18 protein-coding genes are annotated in these 22,980 nt (G+C 38.7%); 8 read left to right on the top strand and 10 right to left on the bottom strand.

The genetic code is table 11. The features are described from left to right. Positions 1-40 precede the first annotated feature (40 nt). From I6E70_RS01320 to I6E70_RS01305, 4 genes are all read left to right on the top strand, one after another. On the top strand, positions 41-412 hold the full coding sequence (locus I6E70_RS01320) for a hypothetical protein (protein ID WP_197187855.1): 372 nt from the start codon (positions 41-43) through the stop codon (positions 410-412). An 880-nt stretch (positions 413-1,292) separates the two neighbouring features. Further along, positions 1,293-3,464, top strand: a complete 2,172-nt coding sequence (locus I6E70_RS01315) for a YjbH domain-containing protein (RefSeq protein ID WP_197187854.1) — start codon at positions 1,293-1,295, stop codon at positions 3,462-3,464. A gap of 1,058 nt (positions 3,465-4,522) precedes the next feature. Next, on the top strand, positions 4,523-6,112 hold the full coding sequence (locus I6E70_RS01310; protein WP_197173135.1) for a hypothetical protein: 1,590 nt from the start codon (positions 4,523-4,525) through the stop codon (positions 6,110-6,112). A gap of 249 nt (positions 6,113-6,361) precedes the next feature. Further along, positions 6,362-7,528 (top strand): nucleotide sugar dehydrogenase, encoded by a 1,167-nt coding sequence (locus tag I6E70_RS01305; protein ID WP_121953654.1) that lies wholly within the window; start codon positions 6,362-6,364, stop codon positions 7,526-7,528. A gap of 194 nt (positions 7,529-7,722) precedes the next feature. Here the strand turns inward: I6E70_RS01305 and I6E70_RS01300 are convergent, their stop codons facing one another. From I6E70_RS01300 to lptD, 7 genes are all read right to left on the bottom strand, one after another. Further along, positions 7,723-9,738 (bottom strand): methyl-accepting chemotaxis protein, encoded by a 2,016-nt coding sequence (locus tag I6E70_RS01300; protein WP_121953655.1) that lies wholly within the window; start codon positions 9,736-9,738, stop codon positions 7,723-7,725. Positions 9,739-9,874: 136 nt separating this feature from the next. Continuing rightward, entirely contained in the window at positions 9,875-10,693 is an 819-nt protein-coding gene (locus tag I6E70_RS01295; RefSeq protein ID WP_197187853.1) for a symmetrical bis(5'-nucleosyl)-tetraphosphatase, read from the bottom strand. Between the two features lie 8 nt (positions 10,694-10,701). Continuing rightward, on the bottom strand, positions 10,702-11,091 hold the full coding sequence (gene apaG, locus I6E70_RS01290) for a Co2+/Mg2+ efflux protein ApaG (RefSeq protein WP_007585091.1): 390 nt from the start codon (positions 11,089-11,091) through the stop codon (positions 10,702-10,704). Next, the gene (gene rsmA, locus I6E70_RS01285) at positions 11,075-11,881 is read right to left on the bottom strand and encodes a 16S rRNA (adenine(1518)-N(6)/adenine(1519)-N(6))-dimethyltransferase RsmA (RefSeq protein ID WP_007585090.1); all 807 of its coding nucleotides are present in this window, start codon (positions 11,879-11,881) and stop codon (positions 11,075-11,077) included. Before rsmA ends, apaG begins: the two co-directional genes overlap by 17 nt. Next, the gene (gene pdxA / locus I6E70_RS01280; protein WP_197187852.1) at positions 11,878-12,870 is read right to left on the bottom strand and encodes a 4-hydroxythreonine-4-phosphate dehydrogenase PdxA; all 993 of its coding nucleotides are present in this window, start codon (positions 12,868-12,870) and stop codon (positions 11,878-11,880) included. The genes rsmA and pdxA overlap by 4 nt, the downstream gene beginning before the upstream one ends. Positions 12,871-12,872: 2 nt before the next feature. Beyond that, positions 12,873-14,168: a peptidylprolyl isomerase SurA gene (gene surA / locus I6E70_RS01275; protein WP_121953657.1), complete on the bottom strand. Its 1,296-nt coding sequence runs from the start codon at positions 14,166-14,168 to the stop codon at positions 12,873-12,875. 39 nt (positions 14,169-14,207) lie between these two features. Continuing rightward, positions 14,208-16,460, bottom strand: a complete 2,253-nt coding sequence (gene lptD, locus I6E70_RS01270) for an LPS assembly protein LptD (protein ID WP_197187851.1) — start codon at positions 16,458-16,460, stop codon at positions 14,208-14,210. Between the two features lie 111 nt (positions 16,461-16,571). Here lptD and I6E70_RS01265 point away from each other — a divergent pair, with 111 nt between their 5' ends. The 3 genes from I6E70_RS01265 to djlA are packed head-to-tail and all read left to right on the top strand — an operon-like array spanning position 16,572 to position 19,124. After that, entirely contained in the window at positions 16,572-17,573 is a 1,002-nt protein-coding gene (locus I6E70_RS01265; protein WP_197187850.1) for an aminoglycoside phosphotransferase family protein, read from the top strand. Then, positions 17,570-18,226 (top strand): N-acetylmuramate alpha-1-phosphate uridylyltransferase MurU, encoded by a 657-nt coding sequence (gene murU, locus I6E70_RS01260; RefSeq protein ID WP_197187849.1) that lies wholly within the window; start codon positions 17,570-17,572, stop codon positions 18,224-18,226. The genes I6E70_RS01265 and murU overlap by 4 nt, the downstream gene beginning before the upstream one ends. Before the next feature lie 31 nt (positions 18,227-18,257). Continuing rightward, a complete protein-coding gene (gene djlA / locus I6E70_RS01255; protein WP_007585079.1) occupies positions 18,258-19,124 on the top strand; it encodes a co-chaperone DjlA in 867 nt (288 codons plus the stop codon). Here the strand turns inward: djlA and I6E70_RS01250 are convergent. The 3 genes from I6E70_RS01250 to rsuA all read right to left on the bottom strand — a co-directional run bounded on the left by I6E70_RS01250 (position 19,107) and on the right by rsuA (position 21,621). Continuing rightward, positions 19,107-20,057 carry a DUF3530 family protein gene (locus I6E70_RS01250; RefSeq protein WP_197187848.1) on the bottom strand — a complete coding sequence of 317 codons (951 nt, stop codon included), beginning with the start codon at positions 20,055-20,057 and terminating at the stop codon, positions 19,107-19,109. The genes djlA and I6E70_RS01250 overlap by 18 nt on opposite strands. A gap of 92 nt (positions 20,058-20,149) precedes the next feature. Next, complete coding sequence (gene rluA, locus I6E70_RS01245; RefSeq protein WP_024589793.1) at positions 20,150-20,803, bottom strand: bifunctional tRNA pseudouridine(32) synthase/23S rRNA pseudouridine(746) synthase RluA; 654 nt, start codon at positions 20,801-20,803, stop codon at positions 20,150-20,152. A 119-nt stretch (positions 20,804-20,922) separates the two neighbouring features. After that, positions 20,923-21,621, bottom strand: coding sequence for a 16S rRNA pseudouridine(516) synthase RsuA (gene rsuA, locus I6E70_RS01240; RefSeq protein WP_197187847.1), 699 nt, complete (start codon positions 21,619-21,621; stop codon positions 20,923-20,925). Positions 21,622-21,680: 59 nt separating this feature from the next. Between rsuA and zapE the strand changes: the two genes are divergently transcribed. Further along, the gene (zapE, locus tag I6E70_RS01235) at positions 21,681-22,790 is read left to right on the top strand and encodes a cell division protein ZapE (protein WP_197187846.1); all 1,110 of its coding nucleotides are present in this window, start codon (positions 21,681-21,683) and stop codon (positions 22,788-22,790) included. Positions 22,791-22,980 lie beyond the last annotated feature (190 nt).

The raw sequence follows: 22,980 nt of genomic DNA, 5'->3' as shown, positions 1-22,980 counted from the left end.
TTCATTAGAATGCTCTAAAAATAAATAAAAGAATACCTTCATGGCTTCTATAGAAACTAAAAAAAACTATAAGATACATACTTTTGTACTTTCAATAATCTCTGTAATATCGTTTTTTATATTAAAAATTGAAAGTTTTTCGCTAGCATTTAAAATTACCCCAGTCATTATTTTGTGTTTTATATATCTACTTAAATCAGGGACGTTAGATATTTCTAGATTAGGTATACTTCATTCTCGTGCTGGAATGAAAAAATATATACACAAAGATGATATCCAAAGTATAGAACTTAAAAAAAACATCGGAATTACGTACTTAAAAGTGACTTTACACAACAATAAATCTCATTTTTTTTACGGCTGGGTTATTGAAGAAAGAAAGCTAAATGATATGTATAGGGAAAGACGATAAGGTAAAAAGTACACTTTTATTTTGAGGTATGAGAAAGCTGCGTGTTATTTCGTGACGAGCATCTAGAGCGCCTAAGACTATCTCTCATCGCTTGCTATATGGCTTTTATATAAAGGAATTTTTTCGCGCTAAAACCAGCGCGTAAACTTACCAATAGATAGGCTTAAATACCCAAAGAGAATGACATTTTACAGCAGCGCGAACACAATAACACCAAGGTGAAGACTTTATCAGTAAAGCTGTATGCTACTTTACACCCGGTGCCGAACAATCAGGACAATGGTATGAAATAGCGCACTGACTTCAATGTTACTCAGTTAATTCTGTGCTTTGATCGGGGCTCTGTATAAAATGTATAACCCGTTGACGAGAACGATTGCTGATATAATTAAAACGCAGAGCGTCGCAATTTGTATTACGTTCATAAACCCACTCCTAAATTATGGTTGTGATTAAGTATACTCGAATTTAGAGAATGTGCACAATTGATGGTTAATTGGCAAGACGCGCTCACGTGGTTATGAGTTTAGCACTATTGGCGCTAAACATGATTGATTATTCGTGATGAAATTGCTCACTCTATAATAGTATTTAGGCTTATTTTTTTGTTGATCTACGTGTCTCTTATTGAGAGCAATATTGGAAGCGTGTCGAACCATGTGTAAGTGGATGCATGGTTAAGTGGAACTTTCAAATACAGCCCAGAAACCGCGGTGATCAGAGTGAAACGATGTCGAAGAGCCGCTCACTGTCGACGTTTGATACTTAGTTAGAAATTAAACCCATACAATGATAGCGTAAATTTACAGCTTTGAGTTATGGGTATGTTATATTAGCGTTAATTCTTAAATGTTTAAATTTTAATAAATGGACCTGTATTATGCACCGGATTAAACCTTTATTTGTAGGTAGTTTGGCAACACTTTGTTTACCAGCCTTTGCAGCCGATGAACTAAATAACTTTCAGTCGTTTACTGGTTATACTGGGTTGATCAACATACCTACCGCCGAGGTACTACGTAAAGGTATGGTCGATATGGGCCATAATAACCAGCTTGATCTAATTGGTCAAAAATACGTTGATGGCCATAATTTTATTTTATCAGCGGGTATATTTCAAAATTTTGAGGCGAGCGGACAAATTGCCTCTAGCACGATGCATGACAATCTTTTTTATACGGAAGGCAATGGCCAAACACGAGATTTATCATTTAATGCTAAGTATCAACTGCCATACATTCCAAAAAATTGGTTTAGCGTAGCAGTCGGCGGTAAAGATATTGGTGGTGCTGCTAACAATTATGAAACGTACTATGTGGTTGCCTCTAAAGAAGTCGGCGATTTTAGATTTAGCGCGGGCATGGCTAAAAGTGATCGCCTAACTGGTGAGATGGATGGGGCTTTTGCGGGTATTGAGTGGCAATTATTTGATTGGTTCACTTTGCAAGCAGAACATGATGGTGAGGCTGAAAATGCAGCCGCGCGTATTACCGTGCCTAAAGAGTGGTTATACGATGTAGGTACGCTTACATTAACAAGTCGTTTCTACAGTAATAGTGATTTTGATGAAGAAGGCACATACTGGGGTATTAACTTTAGTCTACCTTTTACGAGTAGTGTTGATCAAAACTTAACTAAAGCGGCTCCTGCCGATTATATAAAGAGCAATACTGTAAATGCTAACGTGCCACCAGAGCTGACTATAAATCGCTCAACAATGGATGATGGTGAGCAACGGGCGTCTTATACAAGTGCTTCAGAGCAAAACGTTAGCTATACAGGAACGTCTCAAAAGAGTAATGCGAGTAGTCATTCATCTACTAAAAGTGACACTTCAAAGCGTATTAATGTTCAAGTGGCTGCACTCAAAGCTGAATTAGCTAATGATGGTTTTGAAAATTTACTTGTAGGCTATAACAAGCAAAATCAAATAGTTGTTAAGTTCGAAAACTCGATATTTAATCGTAATGACATTGATGCGCTTGGCTTAGTACTCGGGCGAATCGCTGAGTATGTTACTCCAAGTAATGCACAGTTTAATGTTGTGCTTTCTAAGTACGATATGCCGCTTATGAGTGTCACAGGTTTAGTGAGTAACTATCGTGAGTTTATCAACGGTAATACCACGCCTGATTTAAATATTACTAAATCCCCTCAACCTATGCCTAAAGCACTTACTTGGGTAGGTTTAACTCGTGCTAATAGTCCCTACTTTAAACCGCGCGTTACTTTTGGACCTGCCTTAACAAATAGCTATGCGAGTGAGCTTGGTGTATACGACTTTTCGCTTGCAATACGTGCTGATGTTGAAGTGCCACTATGGCAAGGTGCTGGTGTGCTAGTAGGTGGTCAAGTACATGTAGCGAATAGTGATGATTTCGAAAAGGATGGGTCATTTAGACGTTTACGTGAGCCAACAGGGTTTGATCGTGCGTTGTTTTATCAAACATTCGAATTACCATTTGGTTTTTATAACCAAACACAAATTGGTTATTTTAAAGAAACGTATGACTACACTGCTATCACGAATGAAACAGCTTGGTTAAGTGAGGCTGGACGTCATAAAGTAACAGCCAATTTAGGCTACTTTGAATATCAAAATTATAATGGTAATCGTGACTATAAAACGCTTTCTTATCAATATAACTGGGTTGAGCAAGATATAACATTGCATGCAACAGCTGGGGAGTTCTGGAGTAAAGATACAGGTGTAAAAGTTGAAAGTCGTTTTTGGTTTGGCGACAGTTATATATCAATATTCGCAGAAGATACTGCTACCCGTAAAGCGGGTGTCGCGATCAGTATTCCTTTAACACCACGTAAAGATATGAATGTAAGTTCTTATGGACAAATTAAGGGCACACAGGCTTGGCGTCACTCAATCAGTACACAAATAGGTGAGTCACATAATAGATTGGTTTTCAACCAAGGTTATACACCTAGTAGTGCTGTAAGTTTAGATAAAACCTTTTTAAACCAAGGCCGTATGTCTAGTGATTATGTTTATGGTAACTTATCGAGACTTAAAGAAGTTTATTTAGAATATAAATAAAGTTCACCGTTCAACCTTTTGATTTTAAGGCATATTATATGATATGCCTTTTTTATAATGTTCATATTATTTAACATTAAGTTTTATTCAGCAGGCATTTATTTTTAAAATGTTAGGTTAATGTTATTACATTGATAATAATAGATAAGAAGCTATCTCTTTAAATGTGAAAATAGCCAATAAACCCTTATTAAATACAGAATAAATGAGCGTGTAATCAAGGTGATCACAGATATTGTTTGAGGATGGGTCGCTTAAAAAACAATTGGAAGTTATTTTGATACAATTTTTTAGCTTCAAACTACACGTAAATATTAACGATCATGCGCGCAACGCAGGAAAATTAAGAGTTTAAGGGGGAGTAGCTACTCTTTTTAGTGTTTAGGCAAAAATAAACGACTTATCCGCGTCTAGACAAAATCTTAATCTTTTTAATAGTAATTGTTTCAGCAATAAAGATAGGTAGTTGCAGGGCTTTAGAATAATGAAAGGCTGATTTGATTTTTTAACCGGCTCCTATTGAGCAGTTTTCAAAGAGTGTTCACGCGTTGCTTTTTAGTGTGGTTGAACGATGAAGTTTCAAGTTAAAACTTCATCGTTAAATGATAAGCGTATAGCGTCGCTACTTTCTTTTTTATATTTTTAGAGAGTTATGTAGCATAAATTCATTTTTGACTTATATTTATTCTTGGTGTGCATATTATGTGCTAACTAAGTTTCCGAATTAATGTTATATTACCGTTAACTAAAACCAATTTTTTGGTATAGCTTTATTAAAGGTGTTTAATCAAAGCATAAAGTACTGGATTGTAGCGTTGCTCCTTATATTTGAAATTAAGATTTTCATAAGCGTAACACTGCTATTTTACTTATATTTTACTGCAATGAAATTTATGTAAAACTTTAATAATATATTAATAATGTATTGTTTAAATGCACATGTGTTGGTTATAATTTAACCTTGTGTTTGTGCGTTATAATTGAGCTGTTACACTTTATCTAGTAGGTATGTGTTATCTACTTAAAATGTTTATTGAAATGGAAAAAAAGGACTCCCTATGTTTACTAACAAAAAAACTCTACTAGCTTTATCAGTTGCGTCAGCACTTGTATTAAGTGGTTGTAGCGACAATGATAACAACGATCCAGTACCGCCGGTTGAAGAACCAGTTGCTGTAGTTGTTGCACCAGAAGCGCCTATCGAGCTTTCGGGTGTTGTGGCTGGTAACGTTGTAGATGGCACTTCATTTGACGTTGTTGCAGCTAAAGTATCATTTTTTGAAAGTGGTACTGCATCTACTAATGTAGTAGATGTTGATGGTAACGTTACATCTTCTATTGACTCTGAAGATGGTAGCTTTACTTTCCAGCTTAAAGATGGTGCTAGTATTACTCAAGTAACTGCAGTTGTAGTGGCTGACGGTTATGCAACAAAAACGTTTATTATTGACCTTAGCGATTTAGGTGATGATTCAGTTGAAGTGCAACTAGGCTTAACATCGTTAACTGCTGATGGCGTTGCCGCTGAATCTACAGACGTTACAGTATCTGGTGGTAGCTCAGCTGAAGTAGTTACAGCTGCAGTAGCACAAGGTAAAGCAGCTGCATCAGTTAATGTACCAGCGGGTACTACTTTTCAAGATGCTGATGGTAATGTAATTACTGGTAGTACTGTTAAAATTGCACTTACAGCTGCTGATACAAGTGGAACTGCAGGCGCTTTAATTACACCTGAAGGCTTAAATGCTGGCAGTACTACAGTTGTTAAAAAAGCAGTTGCAGTAGCAAGTGTTAACATGTCTGATGAGACAGGTACTTCGATTAAGAAGTTCTCAAGCCCAATCACAGTAAACATGGCAGTACCTGCAGATAAAGGTTTTGCTACAGGTGAGACGCTTAGCCTTTCTTCACAAAACGAAGAAACGGGTGTTTGGACGTCAGAGACTCAAGACGTAACAATCGGTGATTTATCTGCAGATAGCAGTTACTACAATGCTAGCTTCATGACTGACCATTTAACATTCTTTGCTGCAACAACTGAATCAGCTGTATGTGCTTCACCAGTGCGTTTCTTATTTACTGGCGATGCTATCCCAGCTGCAGGTTTGAAATTATCTGCTAGCTCTTCAGATTTCAGCTTTGGTGGTTTAACTGTTAAAGAAAACTACACAATTTCAGCAGCTAAAGTTGCTGCTTATGGCCTTGCTGACGATGCAAGTGCAAGTGTAGCTGTAAAAGATAGTGATGGTAACTCATGGTTTGCATCAACTGGCGAAGTTGCTTTATGTGGCGATGTGAACGTTGCTCTTACTGCACCAGCAGATATTAGCTATGTTTCTGAAGCGTTAGCTTTAACCGCTCAGTGTAGCAATGATACAGCTTTAACAACTCCAGGTTCTGGTGCTCTAGTTAAATATGGTCGTACAGGTAAAGCTAAGCGAGTAGCTAAAGGCGCTGACGGAAGTTATGCACTTACCGATTTAATCGAAGGTGCAAGCTACGAAGTATCAGTTAAATTCCAAGGTACTTTAGCGGCTATTGGTACTAAAACGTACACTATCACTGCTGATGGCACTGATGAGCCACAAACTGAAGCATTAACTTGTGATACTACGACTGGCGCTACTGGCGCTACTGGTGGGAACTAATTTGTTAGTAATATCGGGTTAATACCCTGATGAAAGCCGCATTTTATGCGGCTTTTTTTTTGCATTAATTTTACGCTTCTTTACTCATATATAATTCCACTTTTAAGGCTTAATCTCCTCACTTTGTTGCACTATACAATCCATAAATCGTGTTACGACACTCTATAATAAATCATTTGCACGTCTTCGCTTTCGCGTGAGGCTCTGTTAAAATTAGCCAGATAAGTACCGAGTTTTAAAAGGAATGATATGAAAATCACTATTGTCGGCACCGGATATGTTGGTCTTTCTAATGCAATGTTGCTTGCACAAAATAATGAAGTTGTAGCGCTTGATATTGACGAGCATAAAATTGCGCTTTTAAATAATAAACAGTCCCCGATTGTTGATACCGAAATAAGTGAATTTTTAACACGCAGTGATTTAAATTTCACTGCAACAACGGATAAAATAGCTGCTTATAAAAATGCTGATTTTATAATTATTGCAACACCTACTGATTATGATGTAGAAAATAACTACTTTAATACAGACTCTGTAGAAGCTGTTATTAAAGATGCTATCTCGCATAGCCCAATGGCCGTAATGATAATTAAATCAACTATTCCAGTTGGTTTTACACAAAGCATTAAAGAGCAGCTAGGCATAGATAATTTAATTTTTTCACCAGAGTTTTTACGTGAAGGTAAAGCACTCCACGATAACTTATATCCGTCGCGAATTGTCGTTGGTGAGCAAAGTGAGCGAGCAGCTATATTTGCTAACTTACTCAAGCAAGGTGCTATCAAAAAAGATATTGAAGTATTATTTACCGATTCAACTGAAGCGGAAGCTATTAAGTTGTTCTCTAATACTTACCTTGCAATGCGAGTCGCCTACTTCAACGAGTTAGATAGTTACGCAGAATCACATGGCTTAAACAGCAAGCAAGTTATACAAGGTGTTAGTTTAGATCCACGCATAGGCAATCATTACAATAATCCATCGTTTGGCTATGGAGGCTACTGTTTACCTAAAGATACTAAGCAATTACTCGCAAACTATGCAAATGTACCCAATAATATTATTGGTGCGATAGTTGATGCAAATACGACACGTAAAGATTTTATTGCAAATTCAATAATTAAGCGCAATCCAAAAGTGGTTGGTGTGTACCGTTTAGTGATGAAAACTGGATCTGATAACTTTAGGGCATCAGCGATTCAAGGTATTATGAAGCGTATTAAAGCGAAAGGTATTGAGGTTGTGGTTTACGAACCTGTACTTGAAGAAAGTGAGTTTTATCATTCACGCGTAATTAAAGATCTCAACGAGTTCAAAGAAATATCTGACGTTGTTGTATCAAACCGTATGGTTGAAGAGCTGAGTGATATTGCTGATAAAGTGTATACACGTGATTTGTTTGGTAGTGATTAGTCGAATAAAAGAGAAAGCTGTTAGAGGCTTTTTTAATTAAGATTAAAAATGATTATGGGAAGTTTATGCTTTAGATAAGTTGCTTCTCAGTCACTAAAGCCGTTTTACTTTGTACGCTAGTAATTGTTATTTCTAATATATAAATAAAACCCTATGATACACCGTATCATAGGGTTTTTTGTATTCTATTAAACCTAAACTTTAAATTCGTCTACCGACAAGCGAAGCTCTTCGGCAAGTTTTGCTACTTCTGAGCTTGAGATATTAGTTTGGTTTGCGCCTTCGGCTGTTTGCTCTGCGATGGCTACAATCGACTCAAGACGTTCGCTAATTTCTTGCGCTACTTGTTGTTGCTCAAGTGCTGCGGTCGAAATCTCTTCACTTACATCGTGAGCTTGCGAAACCGCAAATGTAATTGAATCAAGTGCGCTACTTGCTAGGTCGGTTTGCTCAACACACGATACCGCACGTTGCTTACCTTTACTCATAGCAGTTACTGCAGCTTCTGCACCTGTTTGAAGCGATTCAATCATTGATTGTATCTCTTGGGTCGACTCTTGAGTTTTACTCGCTAGAGAGCGTACTTCGTCTGCTACAACAGCAAAGCCTCGACCATATTCACCAGCGCGTGCAGCTTCAATTGCGGCATTTAGTGCAAGTAGGTTGGTTTGGTCAGCTATGCCGCGTATTACATCTAAAATGCTGCCTATTGATGCGCTATCTTGATGTAGTTTATTGATTACTTGTGAGGCGTCGTCTACTTCACGTGCTAACTGTTCAATCGTGGCTTTATTGTTATTCGAAATACCTTTAACACGCTCAGCTTCTTTATCAGCATTTTTAATTTCGTTAAGTGCTTGTTGAGCGCTGTTGCTAACCGTTTGTGATGTACTGCTCATTTCGGTCGTTGCAGTGGCTGCTTGTTCAACTTGTGCTTGCTGGTTACGAATTGCTTGGCTTGATTCTGCGGTAATGGCAGATGTTTGCTCTGATGCTGCAGCTAGCTGAGTTGAGCGTGAAATAATGCCTTTAATTAGGCTGCGTAAGTTATCAATTAAGGTGTTACAACTTTTAGATAGTTCGCCAAATTCGTCTTTAGCGCTGTCGTCTAAGCGTTGTGTCATGTCACCACTGGCAACAATATCTAAAATTCGGTTAACTTCAGCAAGTGGTTTAGTAATACGACTAACAGTAATAATAGCAATAGCTACAGCTAAAAGGGTGGCTATAATCATACCAACCCACGTCCATAAATTTGCAGAGTCTACGTCGCTGCGCACGCCTTGCTGTAATTTGAACGCAACGTCACTTGCTTGATTAACTAACTCATCAATTTGGTTAAGTGCCATTTTAGTGGCTTGCTCTGATTGGGCAAGCTCTGATTCTGTTAGGGTAATCGAATCAATTAAACGCTTTTTGTTTGCAGCTAAGCCATTACTCCCCTTGATATTGCTTTCTAAAATATCAACATACTCTTTTAGACTTGAATATAAGTCGCTATGAGTTTGCTCTATTGCTGGCTTAATTAAATCAACGGTACGTGTAACCTCTTCAAGGTAATAAGTTTGCTCATTTTTCACTATATCGAGTGTATTAAGGGTTTTAACAGTGAGCATGTCAGTACTATTATTAACTACCGACATAAAGTTGTTTTCTAAATTGTTTGCAGCTTGATAAGCACGAGGGTGGTTTTGTTCAAACCCGTCAATGTCGATAATATCGAGTACAACAGAGTTAGCATCTTCTGCACTTAGCTCTATATTTTCTAATTGTGCTTTTAATGTTTTGTTTAATGCGAGTTGTTTGCTTTTATCTTCTAATAAATTTTCAACAGTACTTAAAAAGCTCAAATAGGTTTTTTCTACATTTTGGCTGCTTTGATTAAGTGCAACATCGTCTTTTACTACGTCTTGAAGTTCACGATGAAGGGTATTGAATAACTGTTTTTGCTCAAGAACATGTGCTTTTATTGGTGCAAGTTCATTGGCTGATGTAGTGTAAAAGCTCGCTTGAGCGGCTTTACTCATTAAAATAAATTCGGCTTGTAGTTCTGAGCTTTTATTGAGTGCTGGAAGTGATAGTTGATTCACTTTTTGAGTGGAACGGTCAATATTTGCAATTTTTATTAAGGAATTACCACCAATTATTAATAATAATAGTGTGATAAATATAAAACCACCCCAAATACGCTGGCTTACTGTCAGGTTCATAAGATTTCCACTCAAAAGTACTTCAATTAAGACTTATCGGCGTTTGTACCAATAAGTTAAGTAATTAAAATCAATTACTTTAACTAATTTTAACTATTAATTGATAAATCTAACAGATGTATTGTTTTTTTTCAGTTTATTTAGACGAAAGGTGGGATTTTTCTACAATTACTTTTTTAGTACTTAGCTCCATTAGGGTCATGGTGTTACCCCACACACAGCCTGTATCTAAGGCGTGAACTCGTGGATTACCTGTTTTACCTTCAAGTGCTGCCCAGTGGCCAAAAATAATATCGTGTTTAGTTTTAGCTATATTCGGATGGTTAAACCAAGGGGTTAGTGTTTGGCTATCGGTTATTGCACCCTTTTCATTAAGCTCGAGTGTGTTATCACTTGTTAAAAAGCGCATACGGGTAAAATAGTTAACTATGTATCTAAATTTTGCAAAGTCATCAAGATTGCTTGACCACTCAATAGGGTGAGGCTGATACATGTGTTCAAAAAACGCTTTAGCATTGTTTGATTGATAACAGCTTTGTGCAAATTGTGCTTGTTTTAGCGCATCTTCAATAGACCAATCGGGGTTTAATCCGGCATGAGATATAAAGCAGTTATGTTTTATAAGCTCTAAGGCCAATGGTTGGGTTTGTAAAAAGGCGATGTAACGCGCTAATTTTGGGCTTTCAAATATTGGGTTTAGTTTATCTTTTGGATTGGTAGGTTTGTTAAGGAAGTAGCAGGCAACCATGTGAAGGTCGTGATTGCCTAAAGTGATGGTCATGCTATTTTGATGTTGATAAATGTAGTCTAAGCAGGCTAGGGAGTCTGGCCCGCGGGCAACTATGTCGCCAACTAAATAAAGGTGATCTTTGCTTGGGTTAAAATCAACTCGTTGCAAAAGGGTATTAAATTCACTAAAACACCCTTGTAAATCACCTATCGCATAATCTGCCATTTAAGTGCTTAATGCAAAATGTTAGGACAAGCCAAACGAAACACATTAATAGGCGCCTGAAACTCAGAGCCAAACTCGTTGCGTAACGTGTAATGGCCTTGCATTGTGCCTACAGGTGTATCTAAAATTGCACCGCTGGTGTATTTGTAGCTTTCGCCTGGGCCAATGTCTGGCATTTCGCCAACAACGCCTTCACCTTCTACTACTACTTCTTTGCCATTTGCATCGGTAATTAACCAATAACGGCTTAGTAATTTTGCACTACATAAACTATGGTTTTTAATTGTTACCGAGTAAGCAAATACGTATTTTTCAAGCTCAGGTTGAGATTGACCTTCTACGTAAAATGTTTCTACAGATACCTTTACAGGCGATCCAATATTACTGCTTGTTGTCATAAATCCAGTTAGCTATATCAATAAATTGTTGTAAAGATAAGCGCTCAGCACGCAGCGTTATATCAATGCCAATGCTAGTAAGCTCTTCAGCAGTTAGTAAATTACCTAAACTGTTACGCAGTGTTTTACGGCGTTGATTAAAGGCTTCTAAACACACTGTGTTTAATATTTTAACGCTTTTTGCTGTACGTTGCTCTGGCTTCTTAGGTATTAAACGTATAACAGCAGAGTCAACTTTTGGCGCTGGTTTAAAGCACTCAGGTGGTACTTCAACAACCGGCATTGCATTACAGTAGTATTGAGTCATTACGCTTAAGCGGCCAAATGTTTTACTACCTGGGCCTGCTACCATGCGTTTTACTACTTCTTTTTGAAGCATAAAGTGCATGTGCTCAATATGATCTGAAAATTCAAAAAGATGAAACAATAACGGTGTCGAAATGTTGTAAGGTAAGTTACCAAACACTTTTAATTTTTTGTCATCGCGAACCAAGCTTGCAAAGTCAAACGTCATTGCATCGCCTTGGTTAACGGTTAATTTAGGACCCAAAAATGGGTGTTCAATTAATCGTTGCGCTAAATCTTTATCTAATTCAACAACCGTTAAATGGCCGCTTAATTCGGCTACTGGCTCAGTAATTGCGCCAAGGCCGGGGCCAATTTCTACTAGGTTGTCTTCTGGTTTAGGATCGATCGCAGAGACTATTTTATCGATAATAGATTCATCAAATAAAAAGTTTTGCCCAAAACGCTTACGAGCGCGGTGTCCTAAATGTACTTTATCGGTCATTGATTTTGTGCTTTTTCTTGGGCGAGCTTAATTGCTTCGCGGATCGCTAATTCAAAACTGCCAACGTCAGCTGTACCAGTCCCTGCTAAATCGAGTGCAGTACCGTGGTCAACTGATGTGCGGATAAATGGTAAGCCAAGGGTAATATTTACTGATTTACCAAATCCCTTGTATTTTAGCACAGGTAATCCCTGATCGTGATACATAGCAAGCACTGCATCTGCTTCAGATAGGTATTTATCTTGAAATAAGGTATCGGCCGGTAGTGGGCCAATTAAATTCATACCTTCGCTTCTAAGTATCTCAAGCGTTGGCGTGATTGTTTCTATTTCTTCACGACCTAAATGACCATCTTCACCGGCATGCGGATTTAAGCCACACACTAAAATACGTGGTTTTTCTATACCAAACTTAGTTTGTAAGTCGTGATTTAAAATACCCGCTACTTTAGTTAAACGCTCAGGTGTAATTGCACGCGATACATACGCTAGTGGAATATGCGTGGTTACAAGTGCAACGCGTAAGCCCTCTGTTGCAAGCATCATAACTACATCAGCAGTATTTGATTGCTGCGCAAAATACTCAGTGTGCCCGCTAAATGAAATGCCTGCTTTGTTAATTATGCCTTTGTGAACCGGACCGGTAACAACGGCATCGAACGTGCCGTCCATGTTTTTTTCACTTGCTATACGCAAGGTATCTAACACGTATTGACCGTTACCGTCGTTTAGTACGCCAAGTTCTACATCAGTACCTAAATCAACTTGGTGAATATACAGGCTGCCAGCAGGTGCTGCGATAGCGGGTGCATTATCATCAAATTCAATTAAGTTTATTGTTAGGCCTAAATGTTTTGCACGCTCTTTTAATAGCTTACCATCGGCAATTGCTACAAGTTGAGCATCCCACGCTTGCTGAGCAAGCGTGAGTAGCAAATCTGGGCCAATACCGGCTGGTTCACCCGGTGTAATAGCTATTCTTAGGGTCATATTTATTGGTCTATAGGGAAAATTTCAACGTGAGCTTGCTCGCGCATTTCTTGCTGCCAGTTAAAACTTTCTTCCTTAAATTTACGGTTAAACAACATACCGTGAGCACGGTTACGTTTAGCTAGCTCAGTTTTATCAGCTACACGTTTACCAAGTAACTGAACAATATGCCAACCAAACTGTGTTCTAAACGGTTCGCTTATTTCGTCTTGCTTAAGAGAAAGAAGTGTATCTTTAAACGCAGGTACGTAAGTTGTTGGATCAGTCCAATCGTACTCGCCACCTTTAAGTGCAGAGCCTGGATCTTCTGAGTATTCTTTAGCTAACTTTCCAAAGTCGGCCGTTCCTGCGCGTAAGTCTTTTGCAAAGCCAGCAAGCATAGAGCGTGCTTTTTCTTCGCTTAAAATAATCGAAGGTTTAATTAGTATATGGCGTGAGCGTACTTCTGTTGTTTCTACAACTTGTAGACCACGAACATCTTGTACTTTAATGATATGAAAACCAGCACCAGAGCGAAGAGGGCCAACAATAGCGCCTTTCTTTTGGCCTTTTACTGCTTCAGCAAAAAGCGATGGCATTTCGTTAATGCCCATGTAACCAAGCTGTCCACCTTCAAGTGCTTTAGAGCCGCTTGATGATGAAATAGCAATACGTTTAAATTCTTGGCCATCGTTTAATAGCTCAATAACTTTATCTGCGCGTGTTTTTGCGCCAGCAATTTCGTCTGCATTCGCATCGTTAGGGATATCTATTAAAATATGACCAATGTCGTACTCTTCAGCACTTTGACCTTGGGTTTCCATAATTTTTAAAAGGTTATCAACTTCTTGTTCGCTAATATAAATACGGCGATCGACACTTGCACGTGTTACTTGTTGCGTTGTAATTTCTTTACGAATTTCTTCACGGTAAGCTTGAAAGCTTTCGCCCGAATCTTCAATAGTACGGCGTAAATCTGCAATTGTGCCACCTTGCTCTTGTGCCATGCTAGCAAGGGTTTGATCGAGTTGGCTGTCTGAGATTTGTAACCCCATACGGTCAGCCATTTGTATCATAAGGGCTTGATTTACTAAACGCTCAACGGCTTGTACACGAAGAGTTTCATCTTTTGGTAATTGCTGGTTTTGTTCTTCGGCTTGCTTTTTAACACGATTAATAATGGTGTCTACTTCGCTTTTTAAAATTACGCCTTGGTTTACAACGCCAATAACTTTATCTATTTCTACTGGTGCGGCCATTGCACTTTGACAAAGGCTGGCACTTAAAACTGCTGATGTTAATAATTTTTTTAAATTCATATTCTTTTTACTACTCTTGCTGATAGTACTGTTGTGATACTAGTTACTAAGAAAATACGGTCTACGATAGCCAAAAATACCTTGTTGTAATAATTTTTGTGCATCATAACGGCTTTTACTGCCAAGTCCTTTTAATACAAAATTCAAACTAATACCTGAATCAAAAGTTGCTTGTTCTTGGCCTATTGATTGATTTAAATCTGTTTCAATTTGGCGGTGCCCAGTAATTTGGATAGCCCAACAGCATGATTCATACTGTAATCCGCTCAATACTTCGATACTTCTGTTGTTTTCAAGATCTCGATGATAGCTTGCAATAAATTGCCATTCGTCGCTAATAGGAATACTTGTAAATACACCTGCTTGCTCGATTGTATTTCCTGAGACATCATTTGCATAGCGATGGTTCAATTGTACTAGCTGATTATTATCACCTTTATAATCAAGTGTTACATTTGACTGTACCATTTGCTTGCCATCTGTATCGTATTGAATACCTCCAGCGAGGTACCAACGGCGGTGCCAATGTAACATGGTTTGAGCTGCAAATAGTGCATTATAATTAGTGTCTGAGTTCAAGCCTTGCTCTGTTGGCTTGGCATCGTCACTTAAATAAAATATTTGGCCGGCACTAAAATTAAATACTTCTTCCTGTTTTTTATCAAATAGGCGCGTTGTAGCACCTAAAGTAAACTGATTCGCTGCTGCTATGCGGTCAACACCTGAAAAGCGCACGTCTCTAAATAAACCATAATAATCGTCTTGTAGCTTGGTTGTATCAAACAAGCCAATGTCTGACTGGTCTTTATTAGGTGTATATAAATATTGAATTTGCGGCTCTAGTGTTTGTATAGCATCTTCAAAAAAGTAAGATGCGTCGCGCTCAAAATTAAGCTGAGAATACAAACGTACTTTAGGAATAGTACGCGATATGGTATCGCTGTATTGCGTGCCTGTTAAGTTTCCGCTTTGCTTATAATTAGTTTGTAATAAGCTCACTTCAGATAAAAATGACCACGCATGAGTTGCGTAGTTGTAGCGGGCTTTTGGCTCTACGTGTACACGAGTTGCGCTGTCTATGGCCACTTCTGATGAATCATTAGTAAAATGGCTAATCTCCCCAGACACACTAAAGTCAAAATTATCAAAACGCCAAGGGGCAGTTTGCGTAAAATTAACTTGCGGTATAGCAGTGTATGACTCTAAGTGATCGCCCAGTACTTCAAAGTTTTGTACTTTAATATCGGTGCGCCATGTTTCACCTAAATGAGTAAGTGAACCAGTACGATACAGCTGTGTATCGGTTTTACTTGCGTAATTTGAGCTTAAATCGGTGATGTAGTTATCATCGCTTACATTGGTTACATCAACGTTTGCGCGCCAGTTTTCACCTAGGTAGCTTTGCTGTTGCCAATGAAACATGTAGCGTTCATTCAAGTCTGGCTCTGAATCATCACTATCTAAATATTCAATCCCTACTAAGCCTTCATGTTGCTCTGTTAGGTATCTAAATTCGGTTTGTAGTTGTAGCCCTTTGTTAGACATATAACGAGGCGTAATAGTGGCATCAAAATTAGGTGCAATATTTAAATAGTACGGCGTAATTGTTTCAAGGCCGTATTTATCAGAGCTTGAAATAGTCGGGGTAAGTAAACCCGATTTACGGCGTTCATCCAGCGGGAATGTAAAATAAGGTAAATATAAAACCGGTGTATCGAGAATACGTAATACGGCGTTATATGTTTCGCCCCAACCTTCTTCGCGTGAAAGGTTTATTTCGTCAGCTTCAATTTCCCATACTGGGGTGTCACTTGGGCAAGTAGTAAAGCTTGCATTCATGAGTAATAGGCCAGACTGATTAACAGTAAGCTTTTCAGCGCCGCCTTTACCTTGTTGTTCGGTTAGGCTGTAGTCGGCGCCTAACAAACTGACTTCTGAATTATTTAAATCGGCATTTAATCCGGTGCTGTTTACTTTACTTACGTAATCTTGATAAGTAATTGGCCCCGTTGCATTTAATAAACCACGCTGTTTGTCTATCAACGCAGTTTGTGCGGACAAACTCATCTTAAGGGTGTTAATATCAACATTGCCGGTAAATTCAGCGCTTTGAGTGCCAAGTAGCTCAACATCATCAGCTTGAATATCAACTTCACCAAGGTTAAGGCCTTCAAGTGGTTGCCAAGCTCTGGTTTGCATTGAAATGCCACAAAGGTTGTGTGCCAGTTCAGTTTCGGCAAGCGATGGTGCGCTAACTACGCTTAGCATCAATATGCCCCAGGTTTTGCTCATTTATCGACCTTAATACTGTGTGTTTAATATAATATACACATAATAAAGGAAAATAATGGCAATTACAGTAATTGACCTAATTAACTTAGTGAAAAATAGATATCTTATAAAATGACACGCTTTGAGAATTTACAACAATTTATAAACATACACCTTAATGCCAAGTCGCATACTTTAAACGCGATCACAGGTGATGCTAGCTTTCGCCGTTATTACCGTTTAAATCACGATAATAAGCATTTAATAGTGATGGACTCAGATCCAAAAAAAGTAAATAACGAACCTTACATTTCACTAAATCAGGTGTTTGTTGAGCAAGGTTTTTTACTTCCTACTATTATTGCAAGTGATGAGAAACAAGGCTTTTTTGTTCTTAGTGATTTAGGGAGTACGCACCTAGCTGACATGCTTGATGATGCAAACCGCACCGAGCACTATCAAGCATTAATTAGTTTAAGCGCTCAATGGGCTAAAACGCCGGCAGCTTCTGCTATGCAAGCGTACAACGAAGATTTTATAACACTAGAGCTTGATATATTTAGCCAGTGGTTAGTGAATGACTTTATTAATGAGCCACTAAACGCAGAGCAAAAAGTAATGTGGCAAACAAGTTCAGAGCTATTAATAAAGGCCATGCTTGAGCAGCCAACTGTTACCGTTCATCGCGATTACCATAGCCGTAATATTATGAACAGTAACGGCCAGTGGGCAATTATAGATTATCAAGATGCTGTACGCGGGCCGCTTTGCTACGATTTAGTCTCGCTACTACGCGATTGCTACTTTAAACTGCCTCAAAAAGAGTTAACAAGCTTGCTTGATTTTGCTTATCAGGAATTTACGGCTCAAAATTTACTGGCTAATACTTCATTTGATGAGTTTAAATATTGGTTTGATTTAACTGGATTACAGCGCCACTTAAAAGCTGCGGGTATATTTTGTCGATTGTATTTACGCGATGGTAAAACAGGTTATTTAGATAATATTCTACCGACTCTTGATTACATTATTGAAGTAGCGGCAAATTACCCAGAGCTTAAAGCATTGAGTGAGTGGACAAAAAATACCATAGTGCCAAAAGTGACTGAAAAGTTGGCAAAGGAGCGCTCATGAAAGCGATGATTTTAGCTGCAGGGCGCGGACAGCGTATGATGCCGCTTACGCAAAATATGCCAAAGCCAATGTTAAAAGTGGCACAAAAACCACTTATTGAGCACCATATAAATAACCTTAAAGCGGCCGGCATTACCGATATTGTAATAAACCTTGCGTGGCAGGGTGATAAAATAAAAGACTATTTTAAAGATGGCAGTCAATTTGGCGTAAATATACTTTATAGCCAAGAAGTTGAAGGTGGCCTTGAAACGGCCGGCGGTATTATTGAAGCGTTACCGCTGTTGGGTGACTCGTTCATTGTAGTAAATGGCGACGTATTCACAGATTATGATGTAAGTGCGCTAATGCAACTTCATTTACAACCCGGTGAGGCGCACATAGTGCTTATAGAAAACCCGCCACACAATCCAGATGGCGACTTTGCATTGAGCCATTTATCGGCCGAGAGTCAAAAATATACATTTTCGGGGATTGGCCGCTATCAGGCTGATTTTTTTAAAGGATTAACGCAAGGTATTCGCCCTTTAGGGCCTATTTTACGTGAAAAGCTAAATGAACATTTAGTCTCTACTGAGCTCTATATAGGGCAGTGGGATGACATTGGTACACCAGAGCGTTTAAACCAATTAAACACGCGCCTTGAGGCGTAACAACTCAATTTTTAAGAAGGCAGTATTATAGATGTGGGGAAAAATTCTCGGTTTTTGTTTTGGCTTTATGTTTGGCAAAATATTTGGTGCCATTTTAGGTTTATACCTAGGTCATTTATTTGATAAAAGCTTAAAAAATAACTTTGATAAAGCAGGCGGCTTTTCTAGCTTATTTAGTGGTGACGATGTTCACGAGCGCCAAGCTTTATTCTTTTCAAGCTGCTTTGCTGTCATGGGGCACATTGCCAAGTCGAACGGCCGAGTCAGCGAAGTACATATAAAAGCGGCTAACTTGTTTATGGATGAAATGGGCTTAAAGGGCGAAGAACGCCGCGAAGCACAACATGCATTTCAGTCAGGTAAAGAGAGCGACTTTTCACTTAAAGAAACAGTACACGATTTTAAAGAACGCTTTGCTAAACGAAACGATCTAATACAGTTATTTTTAGAAATACAAATTCAAATGGCGTTTTCTGATGGAGTGCTAGCCGAACAAGAAAAGCAATTATTAGCAGAAGTAAGTAAACAGCTAGGCATTTCTAAAACACACTTTGCATTTGTATTAAAGCGCTACCAAGCAGAGTTTAACTTTAGAAAGCAACAACAGCGCTTTAATCAGCAGCAACAAAACCAAGGTCAAAGTAGTAGTTACCGTGAAGGTTCTGGCCACCATGTACCGCCAAATAATAATATGAACCGTGCGCAAGCATTGGCGTTATTAGGCTTAAGTAGCGATGCAACGCAGCGTGATATAAAAGTAGCGTACCGTAAACTTATGTCGCAACATCATCCAGATAAATTAGTATCGCAAGGTTTACCAAAGCACATGATGGAATTGGCTGTTAAAAAGAGCCAAGATATTCAAGCTGCTTATGAGTATTTAAAAAAGTCGGCGTAAAAAGCCGTCTATTTCTTTTGTTAGGCGTGCGTGTTGATCGGGTTGATCGCGCAAGCCAAACAACTGGCGTTGGCGGTAATCAAATTTTGCATTTCGGTCAACCCAGCGCTGACGATTTTTAAGGCTCATTAAAATGTCTGTGCTGTCATTTGCATAGTAAATATCAAGTAAGGCGGGTGTAACAAGTGATGCTGTTTGGCTCAAGCTTTCGTTACGCTTGGTATTAGGTAAGTAACTACTTAAACTGATAAATGCCTCAACTCTCTCGTCCGGAAAATCTGCATAGTACTCCAATAACACACCTGCACTCGTGCCTTGTGCTATAACCACTATATTACTCGAATCTTCCATAGCGGTTTGATACAGCGCATTAAATCGAGAAATGAGATTTATTTTATAGTTATCAAGTATGTCGTCAGTTACTTTTTCAATTGCATTAACGTAATGAGGTTCTTCTTTTATTTTTGCAGGCTGCGATTGGGCGTTTGTTGCTGTGTCGGGTGATGCAAGTTCCTCGGCTTTACTAGGAGCAGCTTCGGTTTCGCTGGGCATTGCTTCGGCCATTTTACTTGCTTGCCAATCAATGTCGGGTACTGTCATTGCGTAGGTGCTGTAACCTAAATTATTAAGCTCTTTACGCAAGTAGCTCATACCTGAATTATTGGTAGGTGAAGAATGCCAGTCGGGTATAAGTATTACTATACCTCTAAAATTACTACTCATATACTCGCTGTAAAGGCTTAAAAATTCTGTTTCACCCGCCAATATAGGCTTTATTTCATCGCTTGGAAGTAGTCGCTCAATGTCGCTATTTTCAATGCTTGATAGATTAGGTGGGGCAATATGTTCAGCCGCGCTGATGGGGTTAGCTAAAAGTAGGGCACAGCTGAGCTGTATATAAAAAGCCCTTTTTAAAAACCGTGGAAATAGCATAACGCACCTAACTAATGACAATTAGTTAGGTATCGGCAAGGTTATCTAAAAGTTTAATAGATAGAGCGAATTAGCTAGTGAATTTGAACCTGTTAAAACTCTAATTCGGCTTCAAAAGTAAGTACTTGCTCAGTTACGGGGTGCTTTAATTGCAGCATTTGTGCATGTAATTGTAAGCGAGGAGCGGCAGCAAGTGCCTCTTTGTGGGCGTAAAGTCTATCACCTAAAATAGGATGACCAAGGCTTAACATATGCACACGTAGTTGATGCGAGCGACCAGTGATGGGAGTTAGCTCTACACGGGTTGCATTTTCTTCACGCTCAAGTATTTTGAAATGCGTAAGCGAAGGTTTACCTCTGTCGTGATCAACCATTTGTTTTGGGCGATTAGGCCAATCACAAATAAGGGGTAAATCTACTGATCCTGTTTCAGCTTCAAGTTGTCCGTATACACGTGCTATGTAACGTTTAGCTGTTTCGCGCTCTTGAAACTGCATACTTAAATGTCTGTGTGCTGCTTTATTCATGGCAAGGCACAGTATGCCGGAAGTCGCCATATCTAAGCGGTGCACTATTCTTGCTGTTGGAAAAACACGATTAACACGATTAATTAAGCTGTCGGCATGTTTAGGATCTTTACCTGGGACAGTTAATAACTCACTTGGTTTATTAACTATCAGTAAGTCGTCATCCTGAAAAAGTATCGTTAAATACGGACTCATAGGGGGATTGTAATTAACTAACACGGCCGACCTTAGTAATTTTGAAGGTCGCTATTTTAGTAGAGCAGGCCAACAGGCTCAAGTAAAAGTTTGGCTATATTGTTTTAACTAATAATCCAAGCCTTAGCTCCTTTAAAGCACTTTTATAGCTTAATTTCTTGCGCTGTTAATAATCGATATTCACCACTAGCCAAGTTTTCATCTAGGGTAATTTCCGCAATTTGCTCGCGATGCAGCTCAACTACTTTGTTATCTACCGCGTAAAGCATACGCTTAACTTGATGATACTTACCTTCACTTATTGATAAACGTAGGCCGTAATTAGCAAGTCGTTCGGCAATAGCTGGGCGGGTTAAATCTTTTTCGTTATGCAGCATGACACCTGTGCGTAATTGCTCAAGGGCTTCATCGGTAATCGGCTCTTGAGTTTCTACTAGGTAGGTTTTAAATTTATTGCTTTTAGGTGCCGTAATTTTATGTGACCAATCACCATCATTAGTAATAATAACTAACCCTGTCGTATCTATATCAAGACGACCTGCCACATGAAAGTCACTCATATTTGGCTCATCAAGTAAGTCAAAAACGGTTTTATGTAGCTCGTCACTGTTAGCACATACATAGCCAACAGGTTTATTTAGCATGTAATAGCGCTTACCTAAAAATACCAAAGGTGTATCTTGGTACAGTACTTCATCTTGCTGGGCTAGCTGAAAATTATGTGATGTGATTACTTCGCCATTAACGCTTACTTCTTTTCGCTTAATACTAGCGCGAGCTTGGGTACGCGGTATTTCAGCTAAGTGGCTAATAAATTTATCTAAGCGGCAAGGGAATTTCATTTTGGTTCACATTTTTAGTCGGCTACAATGGGCGCGATTATAGCCGATAGTGAAATACCATGACAGTGCACAGCACACAAATTTTAAGCCTTTACCAAGCAAAAATAGACACAGGTGAACTGTGTTTTGATGCTGCGCAGCAAAATGCAGTGGAAGCTTTAAATACGCTAAGCGAGCAACTTCAAGCTCACACATCATGGTGGCAAAAAGCGACTTTAATAAAAGGTGTTTATTTATACGGACGCGTAGGGCGTGGTAAATCCATGTTAATGGATTTATTTTATAAAAACCTACCTATTGAGCAAAAGCAGCGGCTGCATTTTCATCATTTTATAGCACAAGTGCATGCCCAACTTTCGCAGCTACAAGGTCAAAAAAATCCACTCATTCTAATTGCAAAACAGTGGGCTAAAAATATTCGTGTATTGTGTTTTGACGAGTTTTTTGTGAGCGACATTGGTGATGCCATGATTATGGCCAGATTGTTCAATGCGTTATTTGAACAAGGTGTTGTGCTGGTGGCCACATCGAACGCAAAGCCAGAGCAGCTTTATTACAACGGCCTGCAACGGGCGCGATTTTTACCTACTATCGATTTAATTAATAACCATTGCCATATAATTAATGTGGCAGGGGAGGACGATCACCGTTTTAGATATGGTAAAAACAGTCGTCACTATTTTATTAATTTATCTAATCACGATTTTGAAAATGAGTTTTTAGCTTCGTATCCGGCTGTAACATGCAGCAATACAATTACTGTGCATGGCCGCGATTTACCTTATTTATTAAGAGCCGATAACGCCTTGATGATTGATTTTATGGCGCTATGTTCAGGCCCACGTAGTGCTAACGACTATATGTTTTTAGCAACGCAATTTGATGTGTTATATGTATCGAACGTGCCGCAAATGGGTGTTAAAGCAACGGGTAAAGTTATTGTTCACGGTATAGAAGATAGCTACCAACGCGAAAAACAAACACTTGATGAGCATGCCTTTGACGACGAAGCACGGCGCTTTATTGCCTTAGTAGATGAGTTTTACGATTGCCATAAGTTGCTGGTAATAAATGCGCAAACCGACATTGAACATTTGTATAAAGGTAAAAAGTTGAGCTTTGAATATGCACGCACACAATCACGCATAGTCGAAATGCAAAATTGGTAACGCTTTAATATATATTGTAAACGAGCTTGCTCAAGTGAGAAGCGCAGCTTTTAATATTTATAACTGATTACTTATTGGTTTCTCTAAAGCGAAGCACCCTCTAAACCTCTTTGTGAATAAATCACTTAAGATCTTATTGCACAAAGAGGAGTAAATGAGAAAACATTAAAGCATAGAAATTATGAGCTTT

This window comes from Pseudoalteromonas sp. NGC95, from assembly GCF_015864705.1.
GTDB classification, from domain to species: Bacteria; Pseudomonadota; Gammaproteobacteria; order Enterobacterales; family Alteromonadaceae; genus Pseudoalteromonas; species Pseudoalteromonas arctica.
This window is presented reverse-complemented; position numbering and strand designations above follow the sequence as displayed.